This is a genomic window from Kineococcus arenarius subsp. arenarius (assembly GCF_050871845.1).
Lineage (GTDB): Bacteria > Actinomycetota > Actinomycetes > Actinomycetales > Kineococcaceae > Kineococcus.
The window spans coordinates 1-23,054 of sequence record NZ_JBJLSE010000060.1; the positions used below are offsets into that span (position 1 = coordinate 1).

Consider the following 23,054-nt stretch of genomic DNA (forward strand, 5'->3'; position numbering starts at 1 on the left):
CCCGCCCGCCGGCCCCCCCCCCCGCCCCCCCCCCCCCGGGGAGGCGTCCGTGCGTGCGACCCCGCCCGGGGGCGGGGGAGCCTCTCAGCTGAGCCAGAGGCCGCAGTTGTGCTGTTCGGAGAAGTTCCGGATGACGGTGCTGTCCCCGCCCGGGCGCAGGCTCATGACGTTCTCCTCGTCCCCGTACTGCGGCCAGTACGGCGCGCCGCGGTGGTTCGGGTCACCGTCGTGGGCGAAGGAGCCCCAGTAGCGCATCATCTGGTCGGACAGCCGCTCCTGCTCCGCCGTCAACGGCTCGGCGCCGAGGGTGAAGTCGAACAGGTACTGCAGTTCGGCGCTGTGCGCGTTGGAGATGTCCTCACCGGCCAGTTCGAAGCCGTAGAGGGTGGGCGAGGTCGGGTCGTCGAACTCGTAGCGGTAGGTCGGCACCTGGTCGGACGTCGCGCGGGCGGTGAGCTCGGTCTTGCAGGCCCGGCCCGCGTCGGTGGTGATCTGGGTGATCTGGTCGTACGGGCTCTGGAAGTCGGACAGCGGGTACAGGCTGAGGACCTGCTCGGCCTTGTCGGGGTAGGTGGTGCGCACGAATTCCTCGACGCCCTCGGCGGTGATGTCGGCCCGGGACTGGGCGGTGAGGCGGTCCTCCGACCGCGTCGTCCCGGTCATGATCGGGACCTTGTTCCAGGTGCCCTGGGCGAAGGCGTCGGGGAACGCCACCGGCAGGAAGCCGCTCTCGGTCTTGGCGCCGCCCACGTACTCGCCCTGGTGGGCGATGAGCGTTCCGGGCCAGGTGCTGCGCAGGCACTCGACGACGGTCGCGGGGTCGGTGCAGCCGACGGCCGTCGCGTACTCCTCGCCGCCTTCCTCGCCGGCGGTGAGGGTGTTCGAGGTCGGGCTGAAGCAGGCGGAGCTCTGGATGATCGCCTTGTCGAAGAGCCCCTCCGCCGAAGGGGCGGCGAGCATGTTGCAGACGGCGCCGCCACCGGCCGACTGGCCGAAGATCGTCACGTTGTCGGCGTCCCCGCCGAAGGCGGAGATGTTGTCCTGCACCCACTCCAGGGACGCCTGCTGGTCCATGAGGGCGTAGTTCCCGGAACCGCCGGGCGTCACCTCGCTGAGGGCGGGGTGGGCGAGGAAGCCGAGGGCGCCGAGGCGGTAGTTGATCGTGACGACGATGGATCGCGTCTTCTCGGCCAGCGAGCTGCCGCCGTAGATCACCCCGGTGCCCTGGGTGTTCCCACCGCCGTGGAACCACACCATCACCGGCAGGTCCTCGTCCTCGGCCACGTCGGCCGGTCGGTAGACGTCCAGGTAGAGGCAGTCCTCGCTGACCGCCTGCTCCTCGCGCACACCGCTGGGCTGGAACTGCAGGCACGCCGGCGACTGCTGGTCGGCCTCGCGGACGCCTTCCCACCCGGCCGGGGCGGCCGGGGGCGCGAAGCGCAGTTCGCGCACCGGGGGGGCCGCGTACGGCAGGCCGAGGAACTGCTGGGCGTCGCCCGTCGTCACGCCGCGGACCTTGCCCTGCTCGGTGACCACGAGCTCGTTCGCCCGGTCGCCGCGGCCGTGCCCCTGCCCGCGGGGCGGGTCCGCGGCCGCGGTGGTCGCGGTCAGCAGGCCGGCCGCCAGGGCCGGCAGCGTCAGCAGCGTCAGCGTGCGCCTCAACCGGCGCGGCCGCGACGCGGTCTCGTGGGCGGTGGGTGTCGGCACGGGGCCTCCAGGGGTTCGCGTGGTGGTCGGGCCACCCCGTCGACGGGGTGACCCCGAGGTGCGGGAGCAGGTGGTCCGTCAGGGGGGACGAGGCGGTCCCGGGAACTGGGCGCCACCGGGTGACGCGGTCGTCGTCGACAGCGGGCGATCCGGTTGAGGAAACCTCCCTGTCCCAACCGGCGGGCACGAGCTTGGACCCAGCTGTGAAGGCTGTCAAGCGCTGGTCCGACCGCTGCCGGGGCGGTGTGCAGGCGAAACCGGCGCGGCCGCCGCGGCCGTCCTCAGGCGCCGAGGTTCCGGCGGGGACGCACGACGACGGGCAGCTGCTCCAGCGCCGCCTGGACGGCGCCGCGCACCACGGCGTCCGGCGTCCCGCGGACGACCTCCAGCTCGCCACCGCCGAGCGAGTCCCGGCGCACCGCCTCCGCGAAGACGTCGAAGAACCCGTCCGCGCCGCGCGTCAGGTCGGTGTCGGCGAGCACGACCACGGAAGGGTCCAGGAGGTTGACCGCCCAGGCCGTCGCCGCGCCCAGGACCCGCGCGGCACCCTCCAGGACGGTGTCCACGCGCGGGTCGCGCAACGCGGCGAGCTGCGACAGGGACGTGCGCTCGGCCACCGGTGCACCCAGCGAGGCGACGTCCCGACGGACCGCCCAGCCGGACGCCACCGTCTCCAGGCACCCCCGGCGCCCGCACCGGCACTCCCTCTCCGGCTCCGAGCCGGTGCGGCAGTGCCCCAGCTCCCCGACGCCGCCCCTCGCGCCCGTCAGCAGCCGGCCGCCGGAGAGGAGCCCGACGGACAGGCCCGTGACGAGGAAGACGAGCACGGCCGTGTCGTGGCCCTCGGCGGCACCGGCGCTCGCTTCGCCGGCCATCGCCGCGGTGGCGGGGCTCAGCACGACCACCGGCACCCCCAGGGCCTCGTGCAGGCGGTCCTGGACGGGGAACCGGTCCCAGCCGCGCGCCGGCAGCGTCACCGTGCCGCGGTCGATCACCCCGGCCACCACGAGGCTCACCGCCGCCAGCGTGCCGGCGCTGCCGCACAGGCGCCGGACCTCGCCGGCGATCAGCGTGATCAGCCGGTCGCCGTCCCAGGTGTCGACGGGCGCCGTGGCCTCCGCCAGCGGGTCCCCGTCCGCGCTCACCTGCTGGAGGACCAGTTCCCCCGGCCGCAGGCGGACGGCGACGGCCGTGCTCACCGCGGCGTTGAACACCAGCAGCGTGCCGGGGCGGCCACCCCGGGGCGGCGACGCACCGCTGTCGCGGGTGGTGCCGCGTTCGAGGACGACCCCCGAGGCGACGAGGTCGGTCACGATGGCCACGACCGTCGGCTTGGCCAGGCCGCTGGCCCGGACGAGGTCGGCCCGGGTCAGCGGGCCGGTGGAGCGCAGCAGCTCCACGATGCGGCGGGTGTTGACCCGGCGCAGCTGGGACGCCGGCGCGAGGGCGTGAGCCCGTGACGACGTCCCCGGACGGTCTGCGCCTCCCACCGTCGAATCATAGGTGCGCCCCCCGGGACGGGTTCCCGTGCCCGGGCTTGACAGCGGCTGTGCGCGAGGCCGATTGACGCCCCACGGGGTTAGGGCACCTGGCTTGACCTAACCCCGGGCCGGCGCCGGCCGACGGCGCCCGCCCGGCCACGAGGTGCCCTCGCCGAGGGCGTCCGCTCGACGAGGAGAGGCCCGCCGTGCACAGCCGCACCCCCCGGGTGGCGTCGACGTCGACCCGGCCCCGAGGCGTTGCCGGGAACCCCGCACCGACCCGGAGGACGACATGAGCAGGACGCCGCGCGCCGTGGCCGCCCTCACCCCGATCGCTGCGCTCGTCGCCACCACCGGCAGCGCGGGAGCGGCCGCCCACGCCTCCGCCGACGCCTCCTGAGCCCAGCGCGCCACCCGACGAGAGGAACGACCCCGTGCCGAAGGACCATGGACCAGGACCGACCCGCAGGGCCGCGCTGTCGGTCGCGGTCGGAGCAGGTCTCGCAGTGAGCCCGGTGTCGGCGGCGTTCGCCGGCACCCGGCCGTCCGGCCGTCCCGGTGGCCGGCCGGACGGCTGCGCGCCCGTGGTGGAGCACACCGGGCAGGGACCCACCGGGTACGAGGTGACCTTCCGCTTCCGCGCCCCCGAGGCGGAGCGGGTCCAGATCAAGGGGGAGTGGTTCTTCGCGCGCCCCGCGGACCTGCCGCAGCTGGCTGGCACCGCCGACGCCCCCACGGTCGAGGGCCAGGGGCTGCTGCCCGAGCAGTGGCAGCCCGGCGACGTCCCCCTGCAGCACCCCAACGCGACGAGCCCCAACTGGCCCGTGGCCGACATGCGCCGGCGGGGCGACGGCGTCTGGACGTACACGACCCCGCTGCCCCCGGGGGTCTTCACCTACGGCTTCTTCGTCGACTCCCGCACCGAGGACCAGTCCGACGTGCCGCAGGTGTTCGACCCGGCCAACCCGCCGTGGACCGTCGGTCCGGGCCAGGACCAGCCCCGCGTGCAGACCAGCCAGGTCTACGTGCCCTCGGACCCCGCGTTCGACAGCGTCGACCGCTCCTGGCAGGCACCCCGCGACGAGGGGGGAAACCCTGGAGCACGTCACCTACCCGTCGCCGGGGCACCTGACGCCGGCCGACGAGAACTACGCCGTCGTCTACACGCCCGCCGGTTACGACCCTGGACGGGCCCGGCCCTACCCGACGCTCTACCTGGCGCACGGCGGCGGGGAGAACGAGCTGGGCTGGAGCACGCAGGGGGCGCTGGCGGACATCGTCGACAACCTGATCGACGAGGGCTCGATCGAGCCCCTGGTGGTCGTGATGCCCAACGCCACCGGTTTCCCGGACTCCACCGCCAACGCGGCCTACCGAGCCGACCTCATCGGCACCCTCATCCCCTGGGTGGAGGCGCGCTACAACGTCTCCCCGGACCCGGCGCGCCGCGCCTTCTCCGGGTTGTCCATGGGCGGCATGCTGACGAACCTGCTGATGCTCCACGACACCGAGGAGTTCGGCTACTACGGCATGATGAGCGCCGGGCTGCCCCCGGGCACGACCCTGAGCCAGGCGCAGGTCGACGCCCTGCGGAAGGTCTCCGTCTTCGTCGGTTCGGGCTGGCAGGACGTCATCCACCACGCGGGCTACGGTTCGGTGCACACCGGGCCGGCGCGCGAGGTGGACCTGCTCACCCGTGCCGGGGTCCACGTCACCACCGACTTCGTCAACGGCGGTCACGAGTGGTTCGTCTGGCGCGTCCTGCTGAGGGACTTCCTGACGCGCGTCGCCTTCCTGCCGCTGCCGTTCGCGCCGGCCGAGGAGCCCTGATCCCCGTGCGGGCGCTCGCCGCTCGGGCGGCGGCCGCCCGCACCCGATGACCCCCCGCAAGCAGACCACCGACCCCAGGAGGACGACGATGCCCTCGACCACGACCACACCCCCCCGGCAGGGGACCCCCGCGCGGCGCCCCCGCCGGACCCCTCGGGCCCTCGCCGTCCTGGCGGGCCTGGTCACGACCGGTCTGGTGACCGGCGCCGGTGCCTCGACCGCTGCGACGCCCACCTCAGAAGCCCCGGCCCAGGCGGTGCTGTCGACGCGCGGAGCGCCGCTCCTGGACGTCGACGGGCTGCAGTTCCGCGACCTGGACCGCGACGGCGCGCTGACGCCGTACGAGGACTGGCGGCTGTCCGCGGCCGAGCGCACCGAGGACCTCCTCGGGCGCATGGACCTCGCCCAGCGCGCCGGGCTCCTCGTGCACGGGACCCTGAGCACCTCGGGGACCACGTACAACATCGCCCCGGCGGCCAACGACATCGCCAACCGCCACGTCTCCACGTTCATCACGCGCCTGTCGGCCGAACCGGCCCAGATCGCGGAGGCGAACAACCTCGTCCAGCTCATCGCCGAGCAGCAGCCGCTCGGCATCCCGGTCCTGGTCTCCAGCGACCCGCGCAACGGCTTCTCGGTGACCGAGGGCCAGACGGTCGCGCGGGTGGGCACCACCGCGATCCCCGACACGACCGGCATGGCGGCGGCGGACGACCCCGAGCTCACCCGGCGCCTCGCCGACGTCGTGCGCCAGGAGTTCCGCGCCATGGGCATCGCCGAACTGCTGGGCCCCCAGGCGGACCTGGCCACCGAGCCGCGGTGGAGCCGCATCAACGGCACGTTCGGCTCCGACGCCGAGACCGCGAGCGAGCAGGTCCAGGCGTACGTCACCGGGGTGCAGGCGGGGACCGACGGCCTGGGCACCGACAGCGTCGCGACGGTCACCAAGCACTGGGCCGGGTACGGGGCCCAGGCCAACGGCTACGACAGCCACTACTACTACGGCCGGTACGCCACCTTCCCCGGCGGGAACTTCGAGGAGCACCTCGTCCCGTACGACGGCGCCTTCGCCGCGGGCACCTCCGGCATCATGCCCACCTACTCCATCCTGCAGGACCTGGTGCGCGACGGGCAGCCGGTCGAGCAGGTCGGGGCCGGGTTCAACTCGTACTTGCTGCAGGACGTCCTGCGCGGTGAGAAGGGCTTCGACGGGGTGATCCTGTCCGACTGGGGCATCACCGGCGACTGCCCGCAGGAGTGCCAGGAGAACCGTCCCCCCAACCGGTTCGTCGGCCCGTGGGGACAGGGCACGCCGTGGGGCCTGGAGGACAGCACCGTCACCGAGCGCTTCGCGGCCACCCTGAACGCGGGTGTCGACCAGGTCGGGGGCACGTCGGCCTCCGAGGAGGTCGTCGCGGCCGTCGACGCGGGCCTGCTCACCGAGGACCGCGTGGCCGAGGCCGCCGGGCGGGTGCTGCTGCAGAAGTTCCAGCTCGGCCTGTTCGAGAACCCCTTCGTCGACCCGGACGAGGCCGAGCGGATCGCCGGCAACGCGCGCTTCCAGCGGCTCGGTGACGCCGCGCAGGCGAAGTCCCTGACCCTGCTCAGCAACACCGACGACCTGCTGCCGGTGAGCGAGCGAAAGGTGCGGACCGTCTACCTGTCGGGCGTGGCCGCCGAGGCCGCCGCCGCCCGGGGGCTGGAGGTCACCGACGACCCCGCGCGGGCGGACCTCGCCGTCGTGCGCATCACCGACCCGGAGTCCGGCCCGGACCTGACCGGTCTGGAGCCGACCAGCGAGCAGGCGGACGTCCAGGCGCTCGAGGCGGCGGCGGCCGGGACCCCCGTGGTGGCCGTGCCGCAGCTCGACCGGCCGCTCGTCCTCACCGGGGTGGTCGAGACCGCCGACGCCGTGCTGGCCAACTACGGCGTGTCCGACGAGGTGCTGCTGGAGACGCTGTTCGGTGAGCGCGAGCCCGGCGGCACGCTGCCGTTCGAGCTGCCCTCGTCCGAGGAGGCCGTGAGCGCACAGCTCTCCGACGTCCCCGACGACTCCGCCGATCCGCTCTTCGAGCGCGGTTTCGGGCTCTCCTACGAGGACTCCCGCCACCGCTGACGCGCGCCGCGCGGAACCGACCGGCCGCGGACGGAGCGAGCGCAGGCCGCTACGTCCGCGGCCTTCCCACGTCGCGGGTCCCGCACGGGCTGCCGCCCCGCCCCCGCCCCGTCAGGCGCTCCGGCGCGGTCGCGGGGGCGGGGTCCAGGCGCGCACCAGGTGCTCGGCCAGAGCGGGCACCTCCGGCGCGGTCCCGGTGGACAGGACCGCGTACACGACGGGACCGACGAGCTCGGCGACGTGCTCGTCGGTGCCCAGGTCGGTGCCCAGGTGCGCACCGACCCGCGCCAGGCAGTCGTGTGCGCTGGGGGCCAGCACGTCCGCGGCGCGGACCAGCTCCCGCACCCGGGCGTCGTGCTGGCTCTCGCCGAGCAGCGCCCGGTAGGCGGCCCCGGCGTCGCAGCGCAGCAGGAAGGCCTCGAGCCGGCGCAGGTACTCGTGCACCTCCTGCCGGGCGTCCGGCTGCGGCGCGCTGCGCAGCTCGTCGCGGGCGTCCTCGACGCAGGCCTCGAGCAGGATCTCGGCGGTCGTCGACCACCACCGGTAGAGCGTCTGCCGGCTGACGCCCGCGCGCTCGGCGATGGCCTTCATCGTCACGCCGGCGTAGCCGCGCTCGACGAGCAGGTCGTCGATCGCGCGCAGGACGGACTGCCGCGCGTCCTGGCTGCGGGGTCGGCCGGGTGGGGCGGGGGACACGCGGCCAGCGTATACGAGACACTGTGTCTCGAAACGGTGGTAGCCTCGCAGAACCACCGGTCGGCAGAGGGGAGCGTCCATGTGCGCCGCTTGCGAGGGTTCGGCGAACGTCCCGGCGACGACCTCTGCGCCGTCCGCGCCGTCCGCGCCGTCCGCGCCGTCCGCGGCGGCTCCGCGTCCCCGCCGCTTCGCGGCGCTGCGCAACCGCGAGTGCCGGCCCTACCTCGCCGGCGGGATGCTCTCGATGATGGCCGACAACGTCGAACACGTCATCACCTACTGGGTGCTGTGGCAGGAGTTCCACTCGCCCGCGCTGACGGGTTTCCAGGTCATCAGCCACTGGTTGCCGTTCCTGCTGCTGTCGGTCTGGTTCGGTTCGCTGGCCGACCGCTACGACTGCCGGCGCGTCGTGCAGGCCGCGCAGGGGCTGTTCGCGGGCGTCTCGATCGCCTGGGGCGTGGCCTTCGCCACCGGCACGCTGAGCATCCCGCTCGCGTGCGTCCTGCTCGTCCTGCACGGTGCCGCGGGCGCCCTGTGGACCCCCGCCGAGCAGTTGCTCCTGCAGGACTTCGTGGGTCGTGAGGACCTGCCGAGCGCGGTGCGCCTCAACGCGACGTTCCGCGGGTTGGGGGTCCTGCTCGGCCCGGTGGTGGGGTCCGCGCTGCTGCTGGGCGTGGGGGCCACCGCGGGGATCTGGGTCAACGCCGTCCTCTACCTGCCGCTGACGCTGTTCCTGCTGCGCACCCGACGCACCGGTCACGGGCGCGGCGCCACCGCTCCCCGTCAGCGCCTCGGGCCGCTCGCCGCAGCGCGTGCGGCGCGGCGGGTCATGCGCGACGAGGAGATCGCCGCCGCGATCCTGGTGGCGGGGCTGACGTCCCTCTTCGTCGGGTCCGCGCTCCAGACGGTCATGCCCGAGTTCGCCGAGGGCCTCGGGGACGGCGCCTCCGGCACCGCCTACGGGATCCTGCTCTTCGCCAACGGGCTCGGCGGTGTCCTCGGCGGGATCGTCCTCGAGGCGACCGGCTGGATCCGCCCGAACGTCGCCGTGGCGGTCGTCTCGACGTTCTGCTTCGGGCTGGCGATCGCGGGGTTCTCCCTCAGCGGTGGTCTCGCGACGGCCGTCGGGCTGCTGATCGTCGGCGGTGTCGCCAACCTGGTGTCGGTGTCGGTGAACCAGACGGTCGTGCAGTTGAGGGCCGACCCCGCGGAGCGCGGCCGGACCGTCGGCGTGTACTCGATGGCCTCCGGCGGGCTCCGGGTCGGCAGCGGATTCACGATCGGGGTGCTCGGCGCGGCCGTCGGCGTGCGTTCCTCGGTGCTCGTCAGCGGCCTGTCGCTGGCGCTGGGATCGCTGGTCGTGGGCCTGCTCGTGCGGTCCCGGCGCCGGCGCCGGCGCTCAGCGCTGGGAGAGGGGTGAGAGGACGACCTCGTCGAACCGCACGTGCGGTGGGCTGTCCAGGACGAACTGGACGGTGCGGGCGACGTCCTCGGGGGTGAGCATCACGGCGCGCGCCGCCTCGTCGGGCACCTCGGGGCGCTGGTCGAGGAAGTCGGTGGCGATGTCGCCCGGGCACAGGTGGCACGCCCGCACGCCGTGCGGGGCCTCCTGCTGGTTCAGGGTGCGCACCAGCGGGCCGAGCGCCGTCTTGCTGGCCGAGTACGCGACCCCGGCACCGGGGGAGAACGTCCAGCCCGCGTAGGAGGAGACGACCACGACGACGCCGGCGCTGCGGCGCAGGTCCGGCAGCGCGGCGTCGAGGACGGTGATCGGCCCGGAGAGGTTGGTGGCGATGACGTCGTGCACGCCCGCGACGTCCTGGTCGTCCCAGCGCCGGCGCGGCGAGTTCAGCCCGGCGGCCAGGACGAGGCCGTCCAGCCGCCCGAACCCCTCGACGACCGCGGCGCGCGCCGCGGCCACCGCCGCCGCGTCCTGCACGTCCAGCGGCAGGGCGAGGGCGGCACCGCCGGCGCGGGTGATGGCGGCCGCGGTCTCCCGCAGCGGCTCGGGGCGGCGGCCGCTGACGACCACGGCCCAGCCCGCGCGGGCGGCGGCCTCGGCCACCGCCCGCCCCGTGCCGGTCCCGCCGCCGGTGATCCAGGCGACCTTGCGCTCGGGGGCGGGACCGGCGGGAGTGGCTAGGCTCATGTCCCGACAGTACGTCCGTCCAGGTGCGTGCGGTGGAGCACGCCCGTCGAAGGAGGCGTCGTGCACCTCGACCTCGCGGGCCGCGTGGTGGTCGTCACCGGAGCAGGCCGGGGGATCGGGCGCACCCTCGCCGCCCGCTTCGCCGGGGAGGGTTGCCGGGTCGTCGCCCTCGACCTCTCCTTCGAGGCGGAAGCCGCCGACGTCGAGCGCATCGTCTGCGACGTGGTGGACCCCGGCTCGGTGCAGCGCGCGGTGGACGCCGTGGTCCAGCGCCACGGGACGATCGACGTGCTCGTGAACAACGCGGGGATCAACGTCGAGGGCCTGGTGGCCGACCTGTCGTGGGAGCAGTGGCGCCGCTGCCTGGACGTCAACGCCGGCGGCGTCTTCCTGGTGAGCCAGGCGGTCGCCGAGGTCATGAAGCGCGCACGACGGGGCCGCATCGTCAACGCCGCGTCGTTCGCCGCCATCGTGCCCAGCGTCGGCAGCGCCGCCTACGCCGCCTCCAAGGCCGCGGTGGTGCAGTTCACCCGGGTCCTGGCCTCCGAGCTCGGCCCCTGGGGCATCACGGTGAACGCCTACGCCCCCGGCATGGTCCCCACGGCCATGAACGGGTTCGCCGAGATGGAACCGGCGGCCCAGGACCGCCTGCTGGACACGCTGTCGCTGCGGCGCTGGGAGAGCGCCGACGACGTCGCCGACCTGCTGGTGTTCCTGGCCAGCGACGCCGCCTCGTACATCACGGGAACGCTCGTCGACGTCTCCGGCGGCAAGCTCGCCACCCAGGTCCCCAGCCGCGCGCACGAGGCCGCGGCCCGGCAGCCGCCACCGCCCGCACCGCCGAACGCCGGAACCGTCTCGTGACCGCACAAGCGGTGCACAGCCCGTGCGCGGGTGCTCACCAGGGACGGCGCCGACCCTCGTGGCATGGACGGACGGCAGACCCCACCCGAGGACGGCGCGCGACGCCGAGGCACCTCCCGGGTCCGGGCGATCACGGCGGTGACGGTCGCCGGTGGCGTGCTGGCGGTCGCGGGGACCGGCACGGCCCTCGCGGTCGCTGACAGCGCCACCACCAGCTCCACCAGCTCCACCGGGTCGTCGACGGGTTCGAGCTCGGACACGACGTCCAGCAGCTCCTCGGAGGGGTCCTGGGCACCCGGGGGATCGTCGACGTCCCAGGGCTCGGGTGCGGCGGCCGCCACCTCGGGCGGCTCGTGATGGCGCTGCTGGAGCAGTTGCCCGTCACCGAGCACGTCGCCCAGTGGGAGGTGTGGGGCACGACGGCCCGGGTGGTCGTGACCGACCCCGCCGCGCTGGCGGCCGCGCGCGCCCTGGTGGTGTCCGAGCTGCAGCGCGTCGACGCGGCCTGCAACCGCTTCCGCGCGGACTCCGAACTGTCCCGGCTGCGACCGGGGGTGGAGACCGAGGTCTCCAGGACCCTGGCCGAACTGCTCGCCGCAGCGCTCCAGGCGGCCGAGCGCACCGGCGGGGACGTCGACCCGACCCTCGGGGACGCGGTGTCGGCCCTCGGCTACGACCGGGACCTGGCCGAGTTCCAGACCTCGGGCGTGCCGGCGGTGCGCGTGAAGGTCGTCACCCGCGACCGCCCCGACTGGCGCGGGGTGCGGCTGCGCAGGAGGCGGGTCGTCGTCCCGCACGGGGTGCGCCTGGACCTCGGAGCCACCGCCAAGGCCGCCGCCGCCGACCGGTGCGCGGCGCTGGTCGCCCGGCGCCTGGGGGTCGGCGTCCTCGTCGCCCTCGGCGGGGACCTGGCCACCGCCGGGCCCGCCCCGGGGACCGGGTGGACGGTGCTCGTCCAGGACGGGGTGGACGAGCCGGCCGACCTGGTGACGCTGCCGCCGGGCGGCGCCCTGGCCACCTCCAGCACCCTCTCGCGCCGCTGGCGCTGCGGAACCCGCCTCGTGCACCACGTGCTCGACCCGCGGACCCTGCTGCCCGCGGACCCGGTGTGGCGCACGGTGTCGGTGGCCGCCGGCAGTTGCCTGGAGGCGAACACCGCCAGCACCGCAGCCCTGGTGCGCGGGCGCGCCGCCCTGCCGTGGCTGCACGGGGCGGGCACCACCGCGCGGCTCGTCAGCGCCGACGGGGACGTCCTGCTCACCGGGCGCTGGCCCGGCGCCGGCGGTGCCCCGTGAACGCCGAACCGCTGTGGCACGTCGCCCGCGCCAGCGGGCTGGTGCTGCTGCCGCTGTTCACCGCGGTCGTCGTGCTGGGGGTGATCACCCGCGGCCGGCGCCGACCGGCGGGGTCGCCGCGGTTCGCGACGCTCGCCCTGCACCGCAGCCTGGCGCTGGCCGCTCTCGCGTTCGTGGCCGTGCACGTCGGCAGCGTCGTCGCCGACTCCTACGTCGACGTCACGCTCGTCGACGTCGTCGTCCCCTTCGCCTCGGGGTACCGGCCGTTCTGGACCGGGCTGGGCACCCTGGCGCTGCTCCTGCTCGCCGCGCTGATCGGCACCAGCCTGGCCCGCGTGCGGCTCGGGCAGCGCGCGTGGCGCGGTGTGCACGCCCTGAGCTGGCTCTTCTTCGCGCTCACCCTCGCCCACGGCCTGGGGGCGGGCAGCGACACGCGCACCTGGTGGGGGCCGGCCCTGTCGGGGGCCTGCGCGGTCGCCGTCGCGCTGGCCGTGGTCCTCGGGCGTTCCCGGCCGCGCTGGCGCCCGGTCGATCCGCCCCGCCGTCCCGCCGTCCTGGAAGGAGCCCACCGGTGAGGGTCCTCGCCCCCTGTCCGCCGGCCGTTCCGGACCTGCACGCGCACGCGCGGCTCCACGGCACCGACCACCGCACCCGGGACCTGCTCACCGAGCTGGAGCGGTCGGGTCTGCGCGGGCGCGGGGGAGCGTCGCGGCTGCTCGGGCCCGAACTGCGCCGGGTGCACGAGGAGGCGGGGCGCACCGGGACCCCGGCCGTCGTCGTCGTCAACGGTGTCGAGGGGGAACCGCTCAGCCGCAAGGACGCCCACCTGCTGCGCACGGAACCGCACCTCGTGCTCGACGGCGCGCAGGCGGTCGCGACCGCCGTCGGCGCCGCGGACGTCGTGGTGTGCGCGCCGGCCGGGCCCGTCCTGGCCGCCGTCGACGCCGCGCTCGCCGAGCGCCGCGCCGCGCGCTGGCCGCTGGACCGGGTCCCGGTGCGCACGGCTGCTTCCGCGCCCGGTTTCGTCGCGGGGCAGGAGTCCGCCCTCGTCGCCCACCTGGACGGTTCCGCCGCCCGCCCGCGCGGCGACGGGGTGCCGCTGGCGCGGCGGGGCCTGGCCGGGCGGCCGACGCTGGTGAAGAACGTCGAGACCCTCGCCCACGCCGCGCTCGTCGCCCGGCAGGGGCGCTGCGGTTCCGCGAGGAGGGGACCGCCGAGGACCCCGGGACGCTGCTGCTCACCCTCGCCCTGCCCCACCGCCCACCGCACGTGGTGGAGGTCCCGCACGGCGCGCCGCTGGAGGGCGTGCTGCGCGCCGGCGGCAGCCCGAGGACGGTGGGGATCCTCCTGGGAGGTCTGCACGGCGGCTGGGTGCGGCCGCAGGACACGGCCGTCCCCCTGACCCGCGCGGCCGTGGCCGCGGTCGGCGGGCGCCTCGGCGCCGGGGTCGTGCAGGTCCTGCCGGACGACGCCTGCCCGCTCGTCGAAACCGCCCGCACCACCGCCCACCTCGCCGGGCAGTCGGTGCGCCAGTGCGGTCCGTGCACGTTCGGCCTGCCCCGGCTGGCGGAGCTCACGGCAGCGCTGGCGTCCTGCCGGCTGGGGCCCGCAGCCGTCCACGAGCTGCACCGGACGCTCGGTCTGCTCGCCGACCGGGGAGCGTGCCGGCACCCGGACGCCTCCGCCCGCACGGTCGCCAGCGCCCTGGTGGCCTTCGCGGCGGACGTCGACGCGCACGCCGCGGGGCGCTGCCTCGTGGGCGGGGTGGTGGCGGCGTGAACGGGACGGGAACGCGGCGTGCCCCCGCTGCGCGGCTGCGGATCGACTGGGCGGCCTGCGACGGGCACGGCGCCTGCACGGAGCTGCTGCCGGAACTGCTGACCACCGACGACTGGGGGTTCCCCGTCGTCCGAGGTGGCGGGCGCCGCGCCGAGGTCCCGGCCGAACTGCTGCGGGCGGCCCGCCGGGCCGAGCGGTCGTGCCCGGTCCTCGCGCTCCGGCTGGTGCGCGAGGGCTGAGCGTGCTCCCCGGTGCAGCGGTGGCCGGGACCGGCCCGCCGCGCTCCGGTGAGCCCCGTTCACCGGCCGCCTCACGCGCGTGCGCTCCCCCGTTCCGCCGAGCACGGAGGAGGTGACCTGGTGCGAGCCGTGCGGCGGTGTGGCCTCAGGCGGGCCGGTGCAGGCCGTGCACGAGCACCAGCGCCGCTGCGCCCAGCCCCAGCAGCAGGCAGGCGCCGGCCGTCAGGGCCTGCAGGTGGGCCGAGGAGGCCGGGTGGTCCAGGTCCCCGGCGGCCAGCAGCCGGGCGGTGGTGCGCCGTGCCCGCCGGGTCGCCAGCACGTGCACCGACGCTCCGGCCACCGCACCCACGACACCCAGCACCACCGCACCGGCGCCGAGCTGCTGCGGCAGCAGCCGCGCTGCGCCCAGGGAGACCACCACCAGGGCCAGGGCGGTGCGCCGCCAGGCCAGCGCGGTGCGTTCGACCTGCAGACCGGTGTCGAAGACGGTCGAGGCGCTCGTGCGCTCGTCCGCCGCGCCGTCGCCCGTCGCGCTCAACGCAGCAGGAGCCCGGCCAGGACCAGCAGCCCCGCGGCGGTGGTGCCGATCGTCAGGGGTGCCGCCAGGGTGGGGGAGGGCAGCGGGCGGCCCTGGCGCATGGCGCGCTCGTCGCGCGCCCACCCGCGCCAGGCCTGCAGCGGCGCGGCCAGCCCGAGCACGATGAGCACGATCGCGGCGGCCAGGCGCAGCTGCGGCTGCAGCGGCAGGGCCAGGCCCTCCAGCGCCACCCCGGCGGCCAGCAGCGCCAGGGAGGTGCGGATCCAGGCCAGGAAGGTGCGCTCGTTCGCCAGGCTGAAGCGCGGGTCCGGTTCGGACCCGTGCCGGTACACCGAGGCGGGGAAACGGGAGCGTTCACGTCCGGCCCGGCCGCCGCTCACGTGCTCGCCCCGGGCAAGTCCCACACCACGCGGAAGCCGGTGTTGCCGCCGGCGGAGTCGGGGGTGTTCGCCGTGCGCGCGGCGATGCGGTAGCGGTTGCAGTACGAGGCGTGGCACAGGTACGACCCGCCGCGCATGACGCGCGAGTCGCCGCGCTCGGGCCCGCGCGGATCGCGGCGCACGGGCGTGCCGGGCGAGCCCTGCGGCAGGTGGTGGGTGGTGGAGAACCAGTCGGCGCACCACTCCCAGACGTTGCCGGCGACGTTGTGCAGCCCGTACCCGTTGGGTTCGTACGCGTCGACCGGGGCGGTGCCCTTGTAGCCGTCCTCGGCGGTGTTCTTGGTGGGGAAGACGCCCTGCCACACGTTGCAGCGGTGCACCCCGTCGGGGGTGAGCTCATCGCCCCAGGGGAAGCGGGTCTGCACCAGCCCGCCGCGGGCGGCGTACTCCCACTGCGCCTCGGTGGGCAGGTGCCCTCCGGCCCAGGTGGCGTAGGCCAGCGCGTCGGCCCAGGACACGTGCACCACCGGGTGCTCCTCGCGTCCTCGCCAGGTGCTGCCGGGGCCTTCGGGGGCGTACCAGGTGGCGCCGGTGACCGCGGCCCACCAGGGGGTCTTGTCCGGGCGGGGGCTGATCTTGCGCAGGGGTGCGGGCAGGAAGGCAGCGAAGACGAACGACCAGCCGATGCGTTCGGTCTCGGTGACGTAGCCGGTGGCCTCGACGAAGGCGGCGTAGCGGGCGGTGCTGACGGCGTGCGCGTCGATCGCGAAGGGGCTCAAGGTGACCTCGCGGACGGGGCCCTCGCCGTCTTCGGGGTAGCCCTGCTCGTCGTCGGTGCCCATGAGGAACGTGCCACCGGGCAGCTCGATCGCGCTGGAGGGGCGCTCGATCGCGCTGCTCGGCGCTGCGGGGGGTGAGGGGGTGGTCGGTGGGTGCACCGTGGCCGTCGTGCTGCGGGAGAGCCCCCTCGGCACCTGGTGCGCGCAGCAGCCGTGTCCGTCGCTCATGCGTCCTCCTCCGCCGCTGCAGGTGGGCGATGCTGCGACGCCGCTGCCGCGGTCGGCCCGGCGGCGCCGGTGACAGGGTAATCCACAAGTGTCATGGTCTTCGGGTCCCAACGTGCCACGCAGCGGTGGCGGAGGTGCGCGATGAAGCTCGAGAACATCCTGCTCGGCGTGCTCTTGCAGCGCCCGAGCACCGGGTACGACCTCAAGAAGTACCTCGACACCTCCGGGCGGTTCCTGCGCTCGAACACCCAGATGAGTCAGGTGTACCGATCACTGGGGCAGATGCAGGACCGGGGCTGGGTCGTGCACGAGGTGCACGAGCGCCCGGGAGCCCAGGACGCCAAGACCTACCGGGTCACCGAGGAGGGCGCCACCGTCTTCCTCGACTGGCTCAAGGGCCCGTACACGCCGCCCAGCCGTTCCGAGGACCCCGAGTTCTTCGCCCGCATCAGCTTCGCCGGGTTCCTGAGCAGCCAGGAGCTCCTCGCCCTGCTCGACACGGAACTGGCCGCACGCCGCGAGCAGGTGGCCCGCTACCGCTTCCGCGACCGCAGCCGGCAGGACGAGCCGGACCTGCCGTACGACCCGCTGCTCGCGGCGGGGGTCCGGGAGTGGCTGCACCGGCGCGGCGCCGCCACCGTGGACGCCCACATCGCCGCCTGCGAGGACCTGCGACGGCGGGTCCTGGACGGCGACCTGACCTTCCCGGCGGAGCAGTCCGCCGGGGCGGCGGTCAGTACCGTGCCGACGGACTGACACCCCGACTCCACCGCCCTCGCAGGGACCGTCCCCTGCGAGGTTCTCGTGCGTGCCATCGTCCTCGTGTTCGAGGGCCTCGACCGGCGCGTGCTGCTGTGCGAGGAGCTCGGTTTCGACGGGGTGGTCTGCACGGACCGGGGACTGGTCACCGCCTCCGACGTGGGCGGGCGCACCCTGCCGGCGAGGGCCCGGGGGGTCGAGCACCTCGACGCCGCCGTGCGCCGGTTGCTGCGGGTGAAGCCCGAACTCGGTCTCTTCGACGACCCCTTCGTCGACGAGTCCACCGCCGCCGAGCGGTTGGGGACCGCGAAGGCCGTGGCCGCGGGCCGGCGGGCGCAGGCGGAGTTGGTCACCGTGCTGCACCGCGCTCCCGGGACGCTGCCGCTGGCGGCGGGCACCCGCGTGCACGTCGAGGGGGTCGATCCGGCGGCGGTGGAGGCGGCCGGGTTGCAGCTCGCGCACCCCGAGGACGCGGAGCTGGCCGTGGTGCGCCTGCAGGCGCCCTGGGAGCCGCGCGACACATACGTGCTCGAGGCCGAGTTCCACGCCGGCAGCCTGGAGTTCGACGCGGACACCGTCGCCCGCACCGCGCAGCTGGCGCGCCGGCTGCCGGTCGTGATCGCCGTGCACCTGGACCGGCCCGCCGTCCTGACGCCCCTGCTGCCGCACAGCGCCGCGCTGCTGGCCGTGTACGGCACCTCCGACGCCGCGCTCCTGGACGTCCTCACCGGCAGGGTCCGCCCGCGCGGGAAGCTGCCCTTCCAGCTGCCCCGCTCCGACGCCGCGGTCGCCGCCTCCCGCCCCGACGTGCCCGGTGACACCGCCGACGCGCTCTTCGAAGCCGGCGCCGGGGTGGTCGCGGACTGGTGAGCGGGCGCTCCGGCGCGGACGGCGGCCCGTCGCCCGCGCCCTTCCCGGCGCCTGGCAGGGTGGGGGAGGCCCGAGGGGGGAGTGCTCGCCCGTCGCGGGCGACCGCGAACTGCCGTCACCCGACCTGGAGGGCCCCGTGCGCACCACAGCCGCCGGACTGACCGCCGCCGCGCTGATCGGCCTGCTGACCGCCTGCAGCGCCACCACGGAGGACGTGTCGACGCCCGACGTGACGGTCAGCGTGCCGTCGGAGGCGAGCAGCGCGATCGCCTCTGCGAGCGAGGAGGCCGGTGCCGCGCTGGACGCGGCCACGGAGGCGGCGGAGGGCGCGTGGGACCGCCTCGCGGGCCTGGCGGCTGCGGTGGAACCGGAGCTGGCGGCCGACGCGGAACAGTTGCAGCAGCGCGCCGAGGAGGTCTGCGCGGACATCGAGCAGGGCACGGACGAGGCGACGGTCACCTCGAACGCCCAGGAGCGCTTCAGCGGCGGTGACGTCGGGCAGCTCACCGAGCAGCAGGCCCAGCAGCTCGTGGAGGCGATCCGCTCGACGGTGTGCCCCTGACCTCGGGCGGTCCGCTGGTCGGCCACTGCCCCGTCACCCGTGAGCAGGTGCGGGCCCTGGCCGCCGGTCAGGTCCTGGGCGGGCTGGGGGCCGGCGCCACCCTCAGCCTGGGCGCGCTGCTCGTCACCGAGGTCTCCGGCTCCCCGGCCTCGTCCGAGATGGCCGCAACCACGGCCACCCTGGGCGCGGCCCTGCTCGCGGTGCCGCTGGCCCGGCTCGCGCAACCTGGCCGACGCGGACGCCCGCGGGCGCGATCTCTCCCTGGTGGTCTGGGCCACCACGGTCGGTGCGGTGACCGGGCCGAACCTGCTCGAACCCGGTGAGGCCGTCGGGCGGGCCCTGGGCCTGCCGCCGCTCACCGGCGGTTTCGTCGTCTCCGCGTGCGCGCAGGCGCTCGGCGCTGTCGTCCTGCTCGTGGGGTTGCGGCCCGACCCGCTCCTGACGGCCACCGCCCTCGCCGGTGCGGGGCCGGACGGCCCCGGCGGCAGCGCCGCCGCCGGGCGTCCTGCCGGTGGGCTGAGCGTCCTGCGCTCGAACGCCGCCGCGCGCCGCGCGGTGCTCACCGTCGCCGGCAGCCACGCCACCATGGTTCCCCTGATGTCGATGACCCCGGTGCACCTGACCGAGCACGGCGCCTCGCTGAGCCTGGTGGGGTTGACGATCAGCCTGCACGTGGCCGGCATGTACGCCTTGTCGCCCGGCTTCGGCACCCTCAGCGACCGTTTCGGTGCCCGCAGCGTCGTCCTCGCGGGTCAGGTGCTGTTCCTGGCCCCCCTGCTGCTGGCCCTGCTGGGTTCGGAGGACGCGACGCTGGTGACGGTCAGTCTGGTCCTGCTGGGGCTGGGGTGGTCGGCGTCGATCGTGGCGGGTTCCACGCTGGTCAGCTCCGCGGCCACGCCCGTGCAGCGGCCCCGCCTGCAGGGGGTGTCGGACTCGCTCATGGGTTGCGCCGGAGCCGCCGGGGGTGCGCTCGCCGGACCCGTCCTGGCCCGTGCCGGTTTCGACGGGCTCGCCGCCGTCCTGCTGGTCCTCGTGCTCGTCGTCGCCCTCGCGCAGCGGGAACCCCGCCGCCCCACGAGGCGGCCCCGGGTGCGTTGCTCCGCACCCGTCCCGGGCAGCACGATGGGCGGGTGAGCGACCACACCCCCTCCACCCCGGACGGTGGCGCACCCCTCGACGGCACCGCGGTGCAGGAGGTCGCGGCCCGGGTGGCGGCGGAGCTGCCCGACCTCACCCTGAGCCGGCCGTTCGGTCCCGAGCACGACGTGCACAAGGTGGCCGGGAAGGTGTTCTGCATCTCCAGCGAGGTGACCGGGCGGCCGATCACCACGCTCAAGTGCGACCCGGAGCACGCCAGGGCGCTGCGGCAGGAGTTCGACGGCATCACCGCGGGGTACCACGTGAACAAGCAGCACTGGATCTCCGTGGCCGGCGGCCCCGGCGTCATGGCGCAGCTGGTCGAGGAACTCGTGCTGGACTCCTACGCGCTCGTGGTCGCCGGGATGCCCCGCCACGCGCGGCCCGCGCTGCCCGACGAGGTGCGGCGGCGCCTCGGGGGCGCCGACCCGGGCGAGGCTGCTCCCCGCGCCCGCCCGGCACGTCCCCGGGGGTGACCGGCCGCTGCCGCACCCGGCGCGGCGCCATACTCGTCCGGTGAGCGACGCACCCGCCTTCCCCGTCCGGACCCCCACCGAGCTGGACGCCATGCGCGAGGCCGGTCGCGTCGTGGCCCGCACGCTGCAGGCGGTGCGCGCCGCAGCCGTGCCCGGCGCCAAGCTGCGCGACCTGGACGAGATCGCGCAGACGAGCATCCGCGAAGCCGGCGCCCTGCCGTCGTTCCTCGGCTACGCCCCCTCCTGGGCGCCGCGGCCGTTCAACGGCGTGCTGTGCCTGTCCGTCAACGAGGTCGTCGTGCACGGGCGTCCCACCGGCCGCCGCCTCGACGACGGGGACCTGCTCAGCATCGACGCCGGCGCCATCCTGGACGGCTGGAACGGCGACTCCGCGATCACCGTCCACGTCGGGCAGCAGCACGAGGACGACGTGCGGCTGGTGCGGGCCACCGAGGAGGCCCTGGCGGCCGGCATCGCCGCCGCCCGCCCCGGCGCGACCCTGCCGGACGTGGCGCGCGCGATCGACGAGGTGGCCCGCCGCCACGGCTACTCCCACCTGCCCGACCACGGCGGTCACGGCATCGGGCGCAGCATGCACGAGGCGCCGTTCGTGCCCAACCGCCCGCTGCCCGGCGCCCCCGAGGTGCGCCTGGAACCCGGCAGCACCCTGGCGATCGAGCCGATGCTGCTGGCCGGCGGCGAGAGCTACCGCACCGCCCGCGACGGCTGGTCGGTCGTCACCCTCGACAAGCGCCGCGCCGCGCACGCCGAGCACACCATCGCCGTCACCGAGGACGGCCCCGTGGTGCTCACCGCCCCCTGACCAGGTTCCGGGCTCGTGGGACGCCTGCGGATCGGGACCTCCGGCTGGACCTACCCGGAGTGGCGCGGGGTGTTCTACCCGCCCGGCCTGGTGCAGCGCCGGGAGCTGGAGCACCTCGCCGACCGGCTGCCGACAGTTGAGCTGAACGCCTCGTTCTACGCCCTGCAACGCCCGGGGAACTACCCGTCGTGGGCGCGGCGCACCCCACCGGGTTTCTGCTTCAGCGTCAAGGGCTGGCGGGCCGTCACCCACGAGCACCGCCTCGTGGACGTGCAGGACGCGCTCGCCGACTTCTTCGCCTCCGGGGTGCTGAACCTGGGCGAGAAGCTCGGGCCGGTGCTGTGGCAGCTGCCGCCGAGCCTGCGCTTCGACGCGGAAGTGCTGGCACGGTTCTGCGCGCTGCTGCCGAGCACCACGACCACCGCCGCCGAACTGGCCGCCTTCCGCGCCGCCGCGCCGGGCGCTACGTCGCCCGCCGGGGTGGAGGAGCGCCCGCTGCGGCACGCCGTGGAGGTGCGCCACCGCAGCCACGAGAACCCCGAGCTCACCGACGTGCTGCGCGCGTACGGCGTCGCGCTCGTCACCGCCGACACCGGCGGGCGCTGGCCGCTGCTGCAGGAGCAGACCGCCGACTTCTCCTACGTGCGGTTGCACGGCTCGCCCGAGCTGTACGTCAGCGGTTACGACGACGCCGCGCTCGACGACTGGGCGCAACGGGTGCGGGCGTGGTCGGCGGGTGGGCGGGACGTGTTCGTGCACTTCGACAACACCATGGCCGGGCGGGCCCCGTTCGACGCGCTCGCCCTCGCGCAGCGGCTTGGGCGTTGAGCGCGCGGCCGGCTGCACGCGCCCCTACGGTGGCCGGCGGCGACCTGGACGGCGGTCGCCGCCGGTCGAACCACCAGGAAGGCCCCCCGTGATCGCAGCCGACGTGGTCCGCCCCGAGGTCGTCGCGCTCAGCGCCGGGCAGCACGACCTCATCCAGTACGCGATGACGGTCGCCGGGCTGGCGCTGTTCGCGCAATTCCTGTGGACCTGGAGGTCCACCGGCGAGGTCGGCGCCCGCTACCGCACCGCGGCCCACGCCTCGCTGGCCATCGCAGCGGTGGCGGCGCTGTCGTACGCCTACCTGGTGCTGAAGTTCGACCAGGGCTACACGTACGCCGACGGGACGTACTTCCCGAACGCGGAGGCGCTGAACACCCTCACCCCGAGGTACATGGACTGGTCGGTCACGGTGCCGCTGCTGATGGTGGAGTTCCTGGCCGTCTCCGGACTGGTCGGCGCCCGCGCGCGGGTGGTGCGCGCGGCCCTCGTCACCGCGGCGTTCCTCATGATCTTCACCGGGTACCTGGGCGCCACGGTCGACGGCGCCGGCACGGACCAGACGGAACTGCTCGTCTGGGGCCTCGTCAGCACCGCCTTCTACGCGGCCCTGTACGTCCTGCTGATCCGGGTGCTGCGCTCCTCGAAGGGCTCGATGAGCGCGCAGGCGTACGCGTCGTACCGCAACGCCGCCATCGTGCTGCTCAGCGTGTGGGGCTGGTACCCCATCGCCTACGCCATCCACAACTGGCTCCCCGGCGCCGGCTGGACCACCACCATCCAGGTCGGCTTCTCCTTCGCCGACATCGCCGCCAAGATCGGCTTCGGCGTCCTCATCCACAAGGTCGCCAAGCTGCGCACCGCCGAGGACGTCCACGCCGGCGAGCAGACCCACCCGGAGGACGTGTGGATCTCCTCGGTGAAGGAGTCCGACGGCGTGCAGCCGCTGCTCAAGGGCGTCGTGCTCACCGACGGCGGTGAGGGCGCGAGGCCGCTGACCGGGCCGGGCGGGACGGCCGACGTGGCGGAGGGTGGTGCCCGCACCGCCGACGTCACCTCCACGGAGCGCAGCCGCCACCGGGAGCAGCCCGACCGCCCCTGAGCGGGGCGGCTGTCAGCGGCGCCGGCTCACGCGCTCTTGAGGGGCCGTGCCAGCGGGGTGGACGGTGCCTCCGCGAGGAGGGTCGCCGACGGCTCGGGCTCCGACCACGGAGCCGGTGCGGGCGGGACGCTGCTGCGTGCAGGCAGGGGGCGCGAGTCGCGCTCCTGGCCGCGCGGGTCGTAGGCGCTGCCGCTGAGCCCGTGGGCGTCGAGGTGTGCGACGAGGCGGGCCCGGGTGCGCTCCTCCGCGCGGGTGTCGCTGCTGTGCGCGTAGCGGCGCTCGGCGTGGGCGGCCCCTGTCTGTCAGGGTGAGTTGAGGCCAGCCGCTCGTAGCAACCTCTCCTGACAGGGCGAGATCGGAACCATGATCGTGACCGTGACGACACCCACCCCCGTGGTCGAAGATGGACAGGTGACTGC

26 protein-coding genes are annotated in these 23,054 nt (G+C 75.2%); 19 read left to right on the plus strand and 7 right to left on the minus strand.

All coding sequences use genetic code 11. The features are described 5' to 3' along the window. Window positions 1-84: 84 nt before the first annotated feature. Both ACRYM0_RS14070 and ACRYM0_RS14075 read right to left on the minus strand, forming a co-directional pair. A complete protein-coding gene (locus tag ACRYM0_RS14070; RefSeq protein WP_432506069.1) occupies window positions 85-1,707 on the minus strand; it encodes a carboxylesterase/lipase family protein in 1,623 nt (540 codons plus the stop codon). A 281-nt stretch (window positions 1,708-1,988) separates the two neighbouring features. Next, the gene (locus ACRYM0_RS14075; RefSeq protein WP_432506071.1) at window positions 1,989-3,197 is read right to left on the minus strand and encodes an ROK family protein; all 1,209 of its coding nucleotides are present in this window, start codon (window positions 3,195-3,197) and stop codon (window positions 1,989-1,991) included. Window positions 3,198-4,316: 1,119 nt separating this feature from the next. On the opposite strand from ACRYM0_RS14075, the gene ACRYM0_RS14080 reads away from it, so the two are divergent. Together ACRYM0_RS14080 and ACRYM0_RS14085 are read left to right on the plus strand one after the other, a co-directional pair. Beyond that, window positions 4,317-5,018, plus strand: coding sequence for an alpha/beta hydrolase (locus ACRYM0_RS14080; RefSeq protein ID WP_432506115.1), 702 nt, complete (start codon window positions 4,317-4,319; stop codon window positions 5,016-5,018). An 88-nt stretch (window positions 5,019-5,106) separates the two neighbouring features. Next, window positions 5,107-7,134 (plus strand): glycoside hydrolase family 3 protein, encoded by a 2,028-nt coding sequence (locus ACRYM0_RS14085; protein ID WP_432506073.1) that lies wholly within the window; start codon window positions 5,107-5,109, stop codon window positions 7,132-7,134. A 111-nt stretch (window positions 7,135-7,245) separates the two neighbouring features. On the opposite strand, the gene ACRYM0_RS14090 is transcribed toward ACRYM0_RS14085, so the two are convergent. Continuing rightward, window positions 7,246-7,830, minus strand: a complete 585-nt coding sequence (locus ACRYM0_RS14090; protein ID WP_432506075.1) for a TetR/AcrR family transcriptional regulator — start codon at window positions 7,828-7,830, stop codon at window positions 7,246-7,248. A gap of 79 nt (window positions 7,831-7,909) precedes the next feature. Here ACRYM0_RS14090 and ACRYM0_RS14095 point away from each other — a divergent pair, with 79 nt between their 5' ends. Further along, window positions 7,910-9,250, plus strand: a complete 1,341-nt coding sequence (locus ACRYM0_RS14095; protein WP_432506077.1) for an MFS transporter — start codon at window positions 7,910-7,912, stop codon at window positions 9,248-9,250. Here ACRYM0_RS14095 and ACRYM0_RS14100 read toward each other — a convergent pair. After that, window positions 9,230-9,979 carry an SDR family oxidoreductase gene (locus tag ACRYM0_RS14100; protein ID WP_432506079.1) on the minus strand — a complete coding sequence of 250 codons (750 nt, stop codon included), beginning with the start codon at window positions 9,977-9,979 and terminating at the stop codon, window positions 9,230-9,232. The genes ACRYM0_RS14095 and ACRYM0_RS14100 overlap by 21 nt on opposite strands. Window positions 9,980-10,039: 60 nt before the next feature. On the opposite strand from ACRYM0_RS14100, the gene ACRYM0_RS14105 reads away from it, so the two are divergent. The 7 genes from ACRYM0_RS14105 to ACRYM0_RS14135 all read left to right on the plus strand — a co-directional run bounded on the left by ACRYM0_RS14105 (window position 10,040) and on the right by ACRYM0_RS14135 (window position 14,156). Further along, on the plus strand, window positions 10,040-10,843 hold the full coding sequence (locus tag ACRYM0_RS14105; protein WP_432506080.1) for an SDR family NAD(P)-dependent oxidoreductase: 804 nt from the start codon (window positions 10,040-10,042) through the stop codon (window positions 10,841-10,843). Between the two features lie 63 nt (window positions 10,844-10,906). Continuing rightward, window positions 10,907-11,200 (plus strand): hypothetical protein, encoded by a 294-nt coding sequence (locus ACRYM0_RS14110; RefSeq protein ID WP_432506082.1) that lies wholly within the window; start codon window positions 10,907-10,909, stop codon window positions 11,198-11,200. Beyond that, window positions 11,200-12,138: an FAD:protein FMN transferase gene (locus ACRYM0_RS14115; RefSeq protein ID WP_432506117.1), complete on the plus strand. Its 939-nt coding sequence runs from the start codon at window positions 11,200-11,202 to the stop codon at window positions 12,136-12,138. Before ACRYM0_RS14110 ends, ACRYM0_RS14115 begins: the two co-directional genes overlap by 1 nt. Beyond that, entirely contained in the window at window positions 12,135-12,713 is a 579-nt protein-coding gene (locus tag ACRYM0_RS14120) for a ferric reductase-like transmembrane domain-containing protein (RefSeq protein ID WP_432506084.1), read from the plus strand. Before ACRYM0_RS14115 ends, ACRYM0_RS14120 begins: the two co-directional genes overlap by 4 nt. Further along, on the plus strand, window positions 12,710-13,540 hold the full coding sequence (locus ACRYM0_RS14125) for a hypothetical protein (protein WP_432506086.1): 831 nt from the start codon (window positions 12,710-12,712) through the stop codon (window positions 13,538-13,540). The genes ACRYM0_RS14120 and ACRYM0_RS14125 overlap by 4 nt, the downstream gene beginning before the upstream one ends. Next, window positions 13,510-13,917, plus strand: coding sequence for an NADH-ubiquinone oxidoreductase-F iron-sulfur binding region domain-containing protein (locus tag ACRYM0_RS14130; RefSeq protein WP_432506088.1), 408 nt, complete (start codon window positions 13,510-13,512; stop codon window positions 13,915-13,917). Before ACRYM0_RS14125 ends, ACRYM0_RS14130 begins: the two co-directional genes overlap by 31 nt. Further along, window positions 13,914-14,156, plus strand: coding sequence for a ferredoxin (locus ACRYM0_RS14135; RefSeq protein ID WP_432506090.1), 243 nt, complete (start codon window positions 13,914-13,916; stop codon window positions 14,154-14,156). The genes ACRYM0_RS14130 and ACRYM0_RS14135 overlap by 4 nt, the downstream gene beginning before the upstream one ends. Window positions 14,157-14,301: 145 nt before the next feature. On the opposite strand, the gene ACRYM0_RS14140 is transcribed toward ACRYM0_RS14135, so the two are convergent. From ACRYM0_RS14140 to ACRYM0_RS14150, 3 genes are read right to left on the minus strand one after another with little or no spacing between them, the layout of a single operon-like run. Continuing rightward, on the minus strand, window positions 14,302-14,694 hold the full coding sequence (locus tag ACRYM0_RS14140; protein ID WP_432506092.1) for a DUF202 domain-containing protein: 393 nt from the start codon (window positions 14,692-14,694) through the stop codon (window positions 14,302-14,304). Further along, entirely contained in the window at window positions 14,691-15,026 is a 336-nt protein-coding gene (locus ACRYM0_RS14145) for a YidH family protein (RefSeq protein WP_432506094.1), read from the minus strand. The genes ACRYM0_RS14140 and ACRYM0_RS14145 overlap by 4 nt, the downstream gene beginning before the upstream one ends. A gap of 44 nt (window positions 15,027-15,070) precedes the next feature. After that, window positions 15,071-16,081 carry a formylglycine-generating enzyme family protein gene (locus ACRYM0_RS14150; protein ID WP_432506096.1) on the minus strand — a complete coding sequence of 337 codons (1,011 nt, stop codon included), beginning with the start codon at window positions 16,079-16,081 and terminating at the stop codon, window positions 15,071-15,073. Between the two features lie 141 nt (window positions 16,082-16,222). Between ACRYM0_RS14150 and ACRYM0_RS14155 the strand changes: the two genes are divergently transcribed. The 9 genes from ACRYM0_RS14155 (at window position 16,223) to ACRYM0_RS14195 (ending at window position 22,635) form a co-directional block, all read left to right on the plus strand. Beyond that, on the plus strand, window positions 16,223-16,837 hold the full coding sequence (locus tag ACRYM0_RS14155; RefSeq protein ID WP_432506098.1) for a PadR family transcriptional regulator: 615 nt from the start codon (window positions 16,223-16,225) through the stop codon (window positions 16,835-16,837). 48 nt (window positions 16,838-16,885) lie between these two features. Then, window positions 16,886-17,710, plus strand: a complete 825-nt coding sequence (locus ACRYM0_RS14160; RefSeq protein ID WP_432506100.1) for a glycoside hydrolase family 3 C-terminal domain-containing protein — start codon at window positions 16,886-16,888, stop codon at window positions 17,708-17,710. Window positions 17,711-17,846: 136 nt separating this feature from the next. Then, window positions 17,847-18,272, plus strand: a complete 426-nt coding sequence (locus tag ACRYM0_RS14165; protein WP_432506102.1) for a hypothetical protein — start codon at window positions 17,847-17,849, stop codon at window positions 18,270-18,272. Next, window positions 18,263-18,595 carry a hypothetical protein gene (locus ACRYM0_RS14170; protein WP_432506104.1) on the plus strand — a complete coding sequence of 111 codons (333 nt, stop codon included), beginning with the start codon at window positions 18,263-18,265 and terminating at the stop codon, window positions 18,593-18,595. Before ACRYM0_RS14165 ends, ACRYM0_RS14170 begins: the two co-directional genes overlap by 10 nt. After that, window positions 18,564-19,406: an MFS transporter gene (locus ACRYM0_RS14175; protein ID WP_432506106.1), complete on the plus strand. Its 843-nt coding sequence runs from the start codon at window positions 18,564-18,566 to the stop codon at window positions 19,404-19,406. The genes ACRYM0_RS14170 and ACRYM0_RS14175 overlap by 32 nt, the downstream gene beginning before the upstream one ends. Continuing rightward, a complete protein-coding gene (locus tag ACRYM0_RS14180) occupies window positions 19,403-19,885 on the plus strand; it encodes an MmcQ/YjbR family DNA-binding protein (protein WP_432506107.1) in 483 nt (160 codons plus the stop codon). Before ACRYM0_RS14175 ends, ACRYM0_RS14180 begins: the two co-directional genes overlap by 4 nt. Window positions 19,886-19,925: 40 nt before the next feature. Then, window positions 19,926-20,708 (plus strand): type I methionyl aminopeptidase, encoded by a 783-nt coding sequence (map, locus tag ACRYM0_RS14185; protein ID WP_432506109.1) that lies wholly within the window; start codon window positions 19,926-19,928, stop codon window positions 20,706-20,708. Window positions 20,709-20,723: 15 nt separating this feature from the next. Continuing rightward, window positions 20,724-21,536 (plus strand): DUF72 domain-containing protein, encoded by an 813-nt coding sequence (locus ACRYM0_RS14190; protein WP_432506111.1) that lies wholly within the window; start codon window positions 20,724-20,726, stop codon window positions 21,534-21,536. A gap of 88 nt (window positions 21,537-21,624) precedes the next feature. Next, complete coding sequence (locus ACRYM0_RS14195; protein WP_432506113.1) at window positions 21,625-22,635, plus strand: bacteriorhodopsin; 1,011 nt, start codon at window positions 21,625-21,627, stop codon at window positions 22,633-22,635. Window positions 22,636-23,054: the final 419 nt, after the last annotated feature.

What these genes read in the sequence shown, in the direction of transcription:
- ACRYM0_RS14085 (WP_432506073.1), top strand. Translation starts at nt 5,107, where the DNA reads ATGCCCTCGACCACGACCACACCCCCCCGGCAGGGGACCCCCGCGCGG.
- ACRYM0_RS14095 (WP_432506077.1), top strand. Translation starts at nt 7,910, where the DNA reads ATGTGCGCCGCTTGCGAGGGTTCGGCGAACGTCCCGGCGACGACCTCT.
- ACRYM0_RS14100 (WP_432506079.1), bottom strand. Translation starts at nt 9,979, where the DNA reads ATGAGCCTAGCCACTCCCGCCGGTCCCGCCCCCGAGCGCAAGGTCGCC.
- ACRYM0_RS14110 (WP_432506082.1), top strand. Translation starts at nt 10,907, where the DNA reads ATGGACGGACGGCAGACCCCACCCGAGGACGGCGCGCGACGCCGAGGC.
- ACRYM0_RS14115 (WP_432506117.1), top strand. Translation starts at nt 11,200, where the DNA reads ATGGCGCTGCTGGAGCAGTTGCCCGTCACCGAGCACGTCGCCCAGTGG.
- ACRYM0_RS14150 (WP_432506096.1), bottom strand. Translation starts at nt 16,081, where the DNA reads ATGAGCGACGGACACGGCTGCTGCGCGCACCAGGTGCCGAGGGGGCTC.
- ACRYM0_RS14155 (WP_432506098.1), top strand. Translation starts at nt 16,223, where the DNA reads ATGAAGCTCGAGAACATCCTGCTCGGCGTGCTCTTGCAGCGCCCGAGC.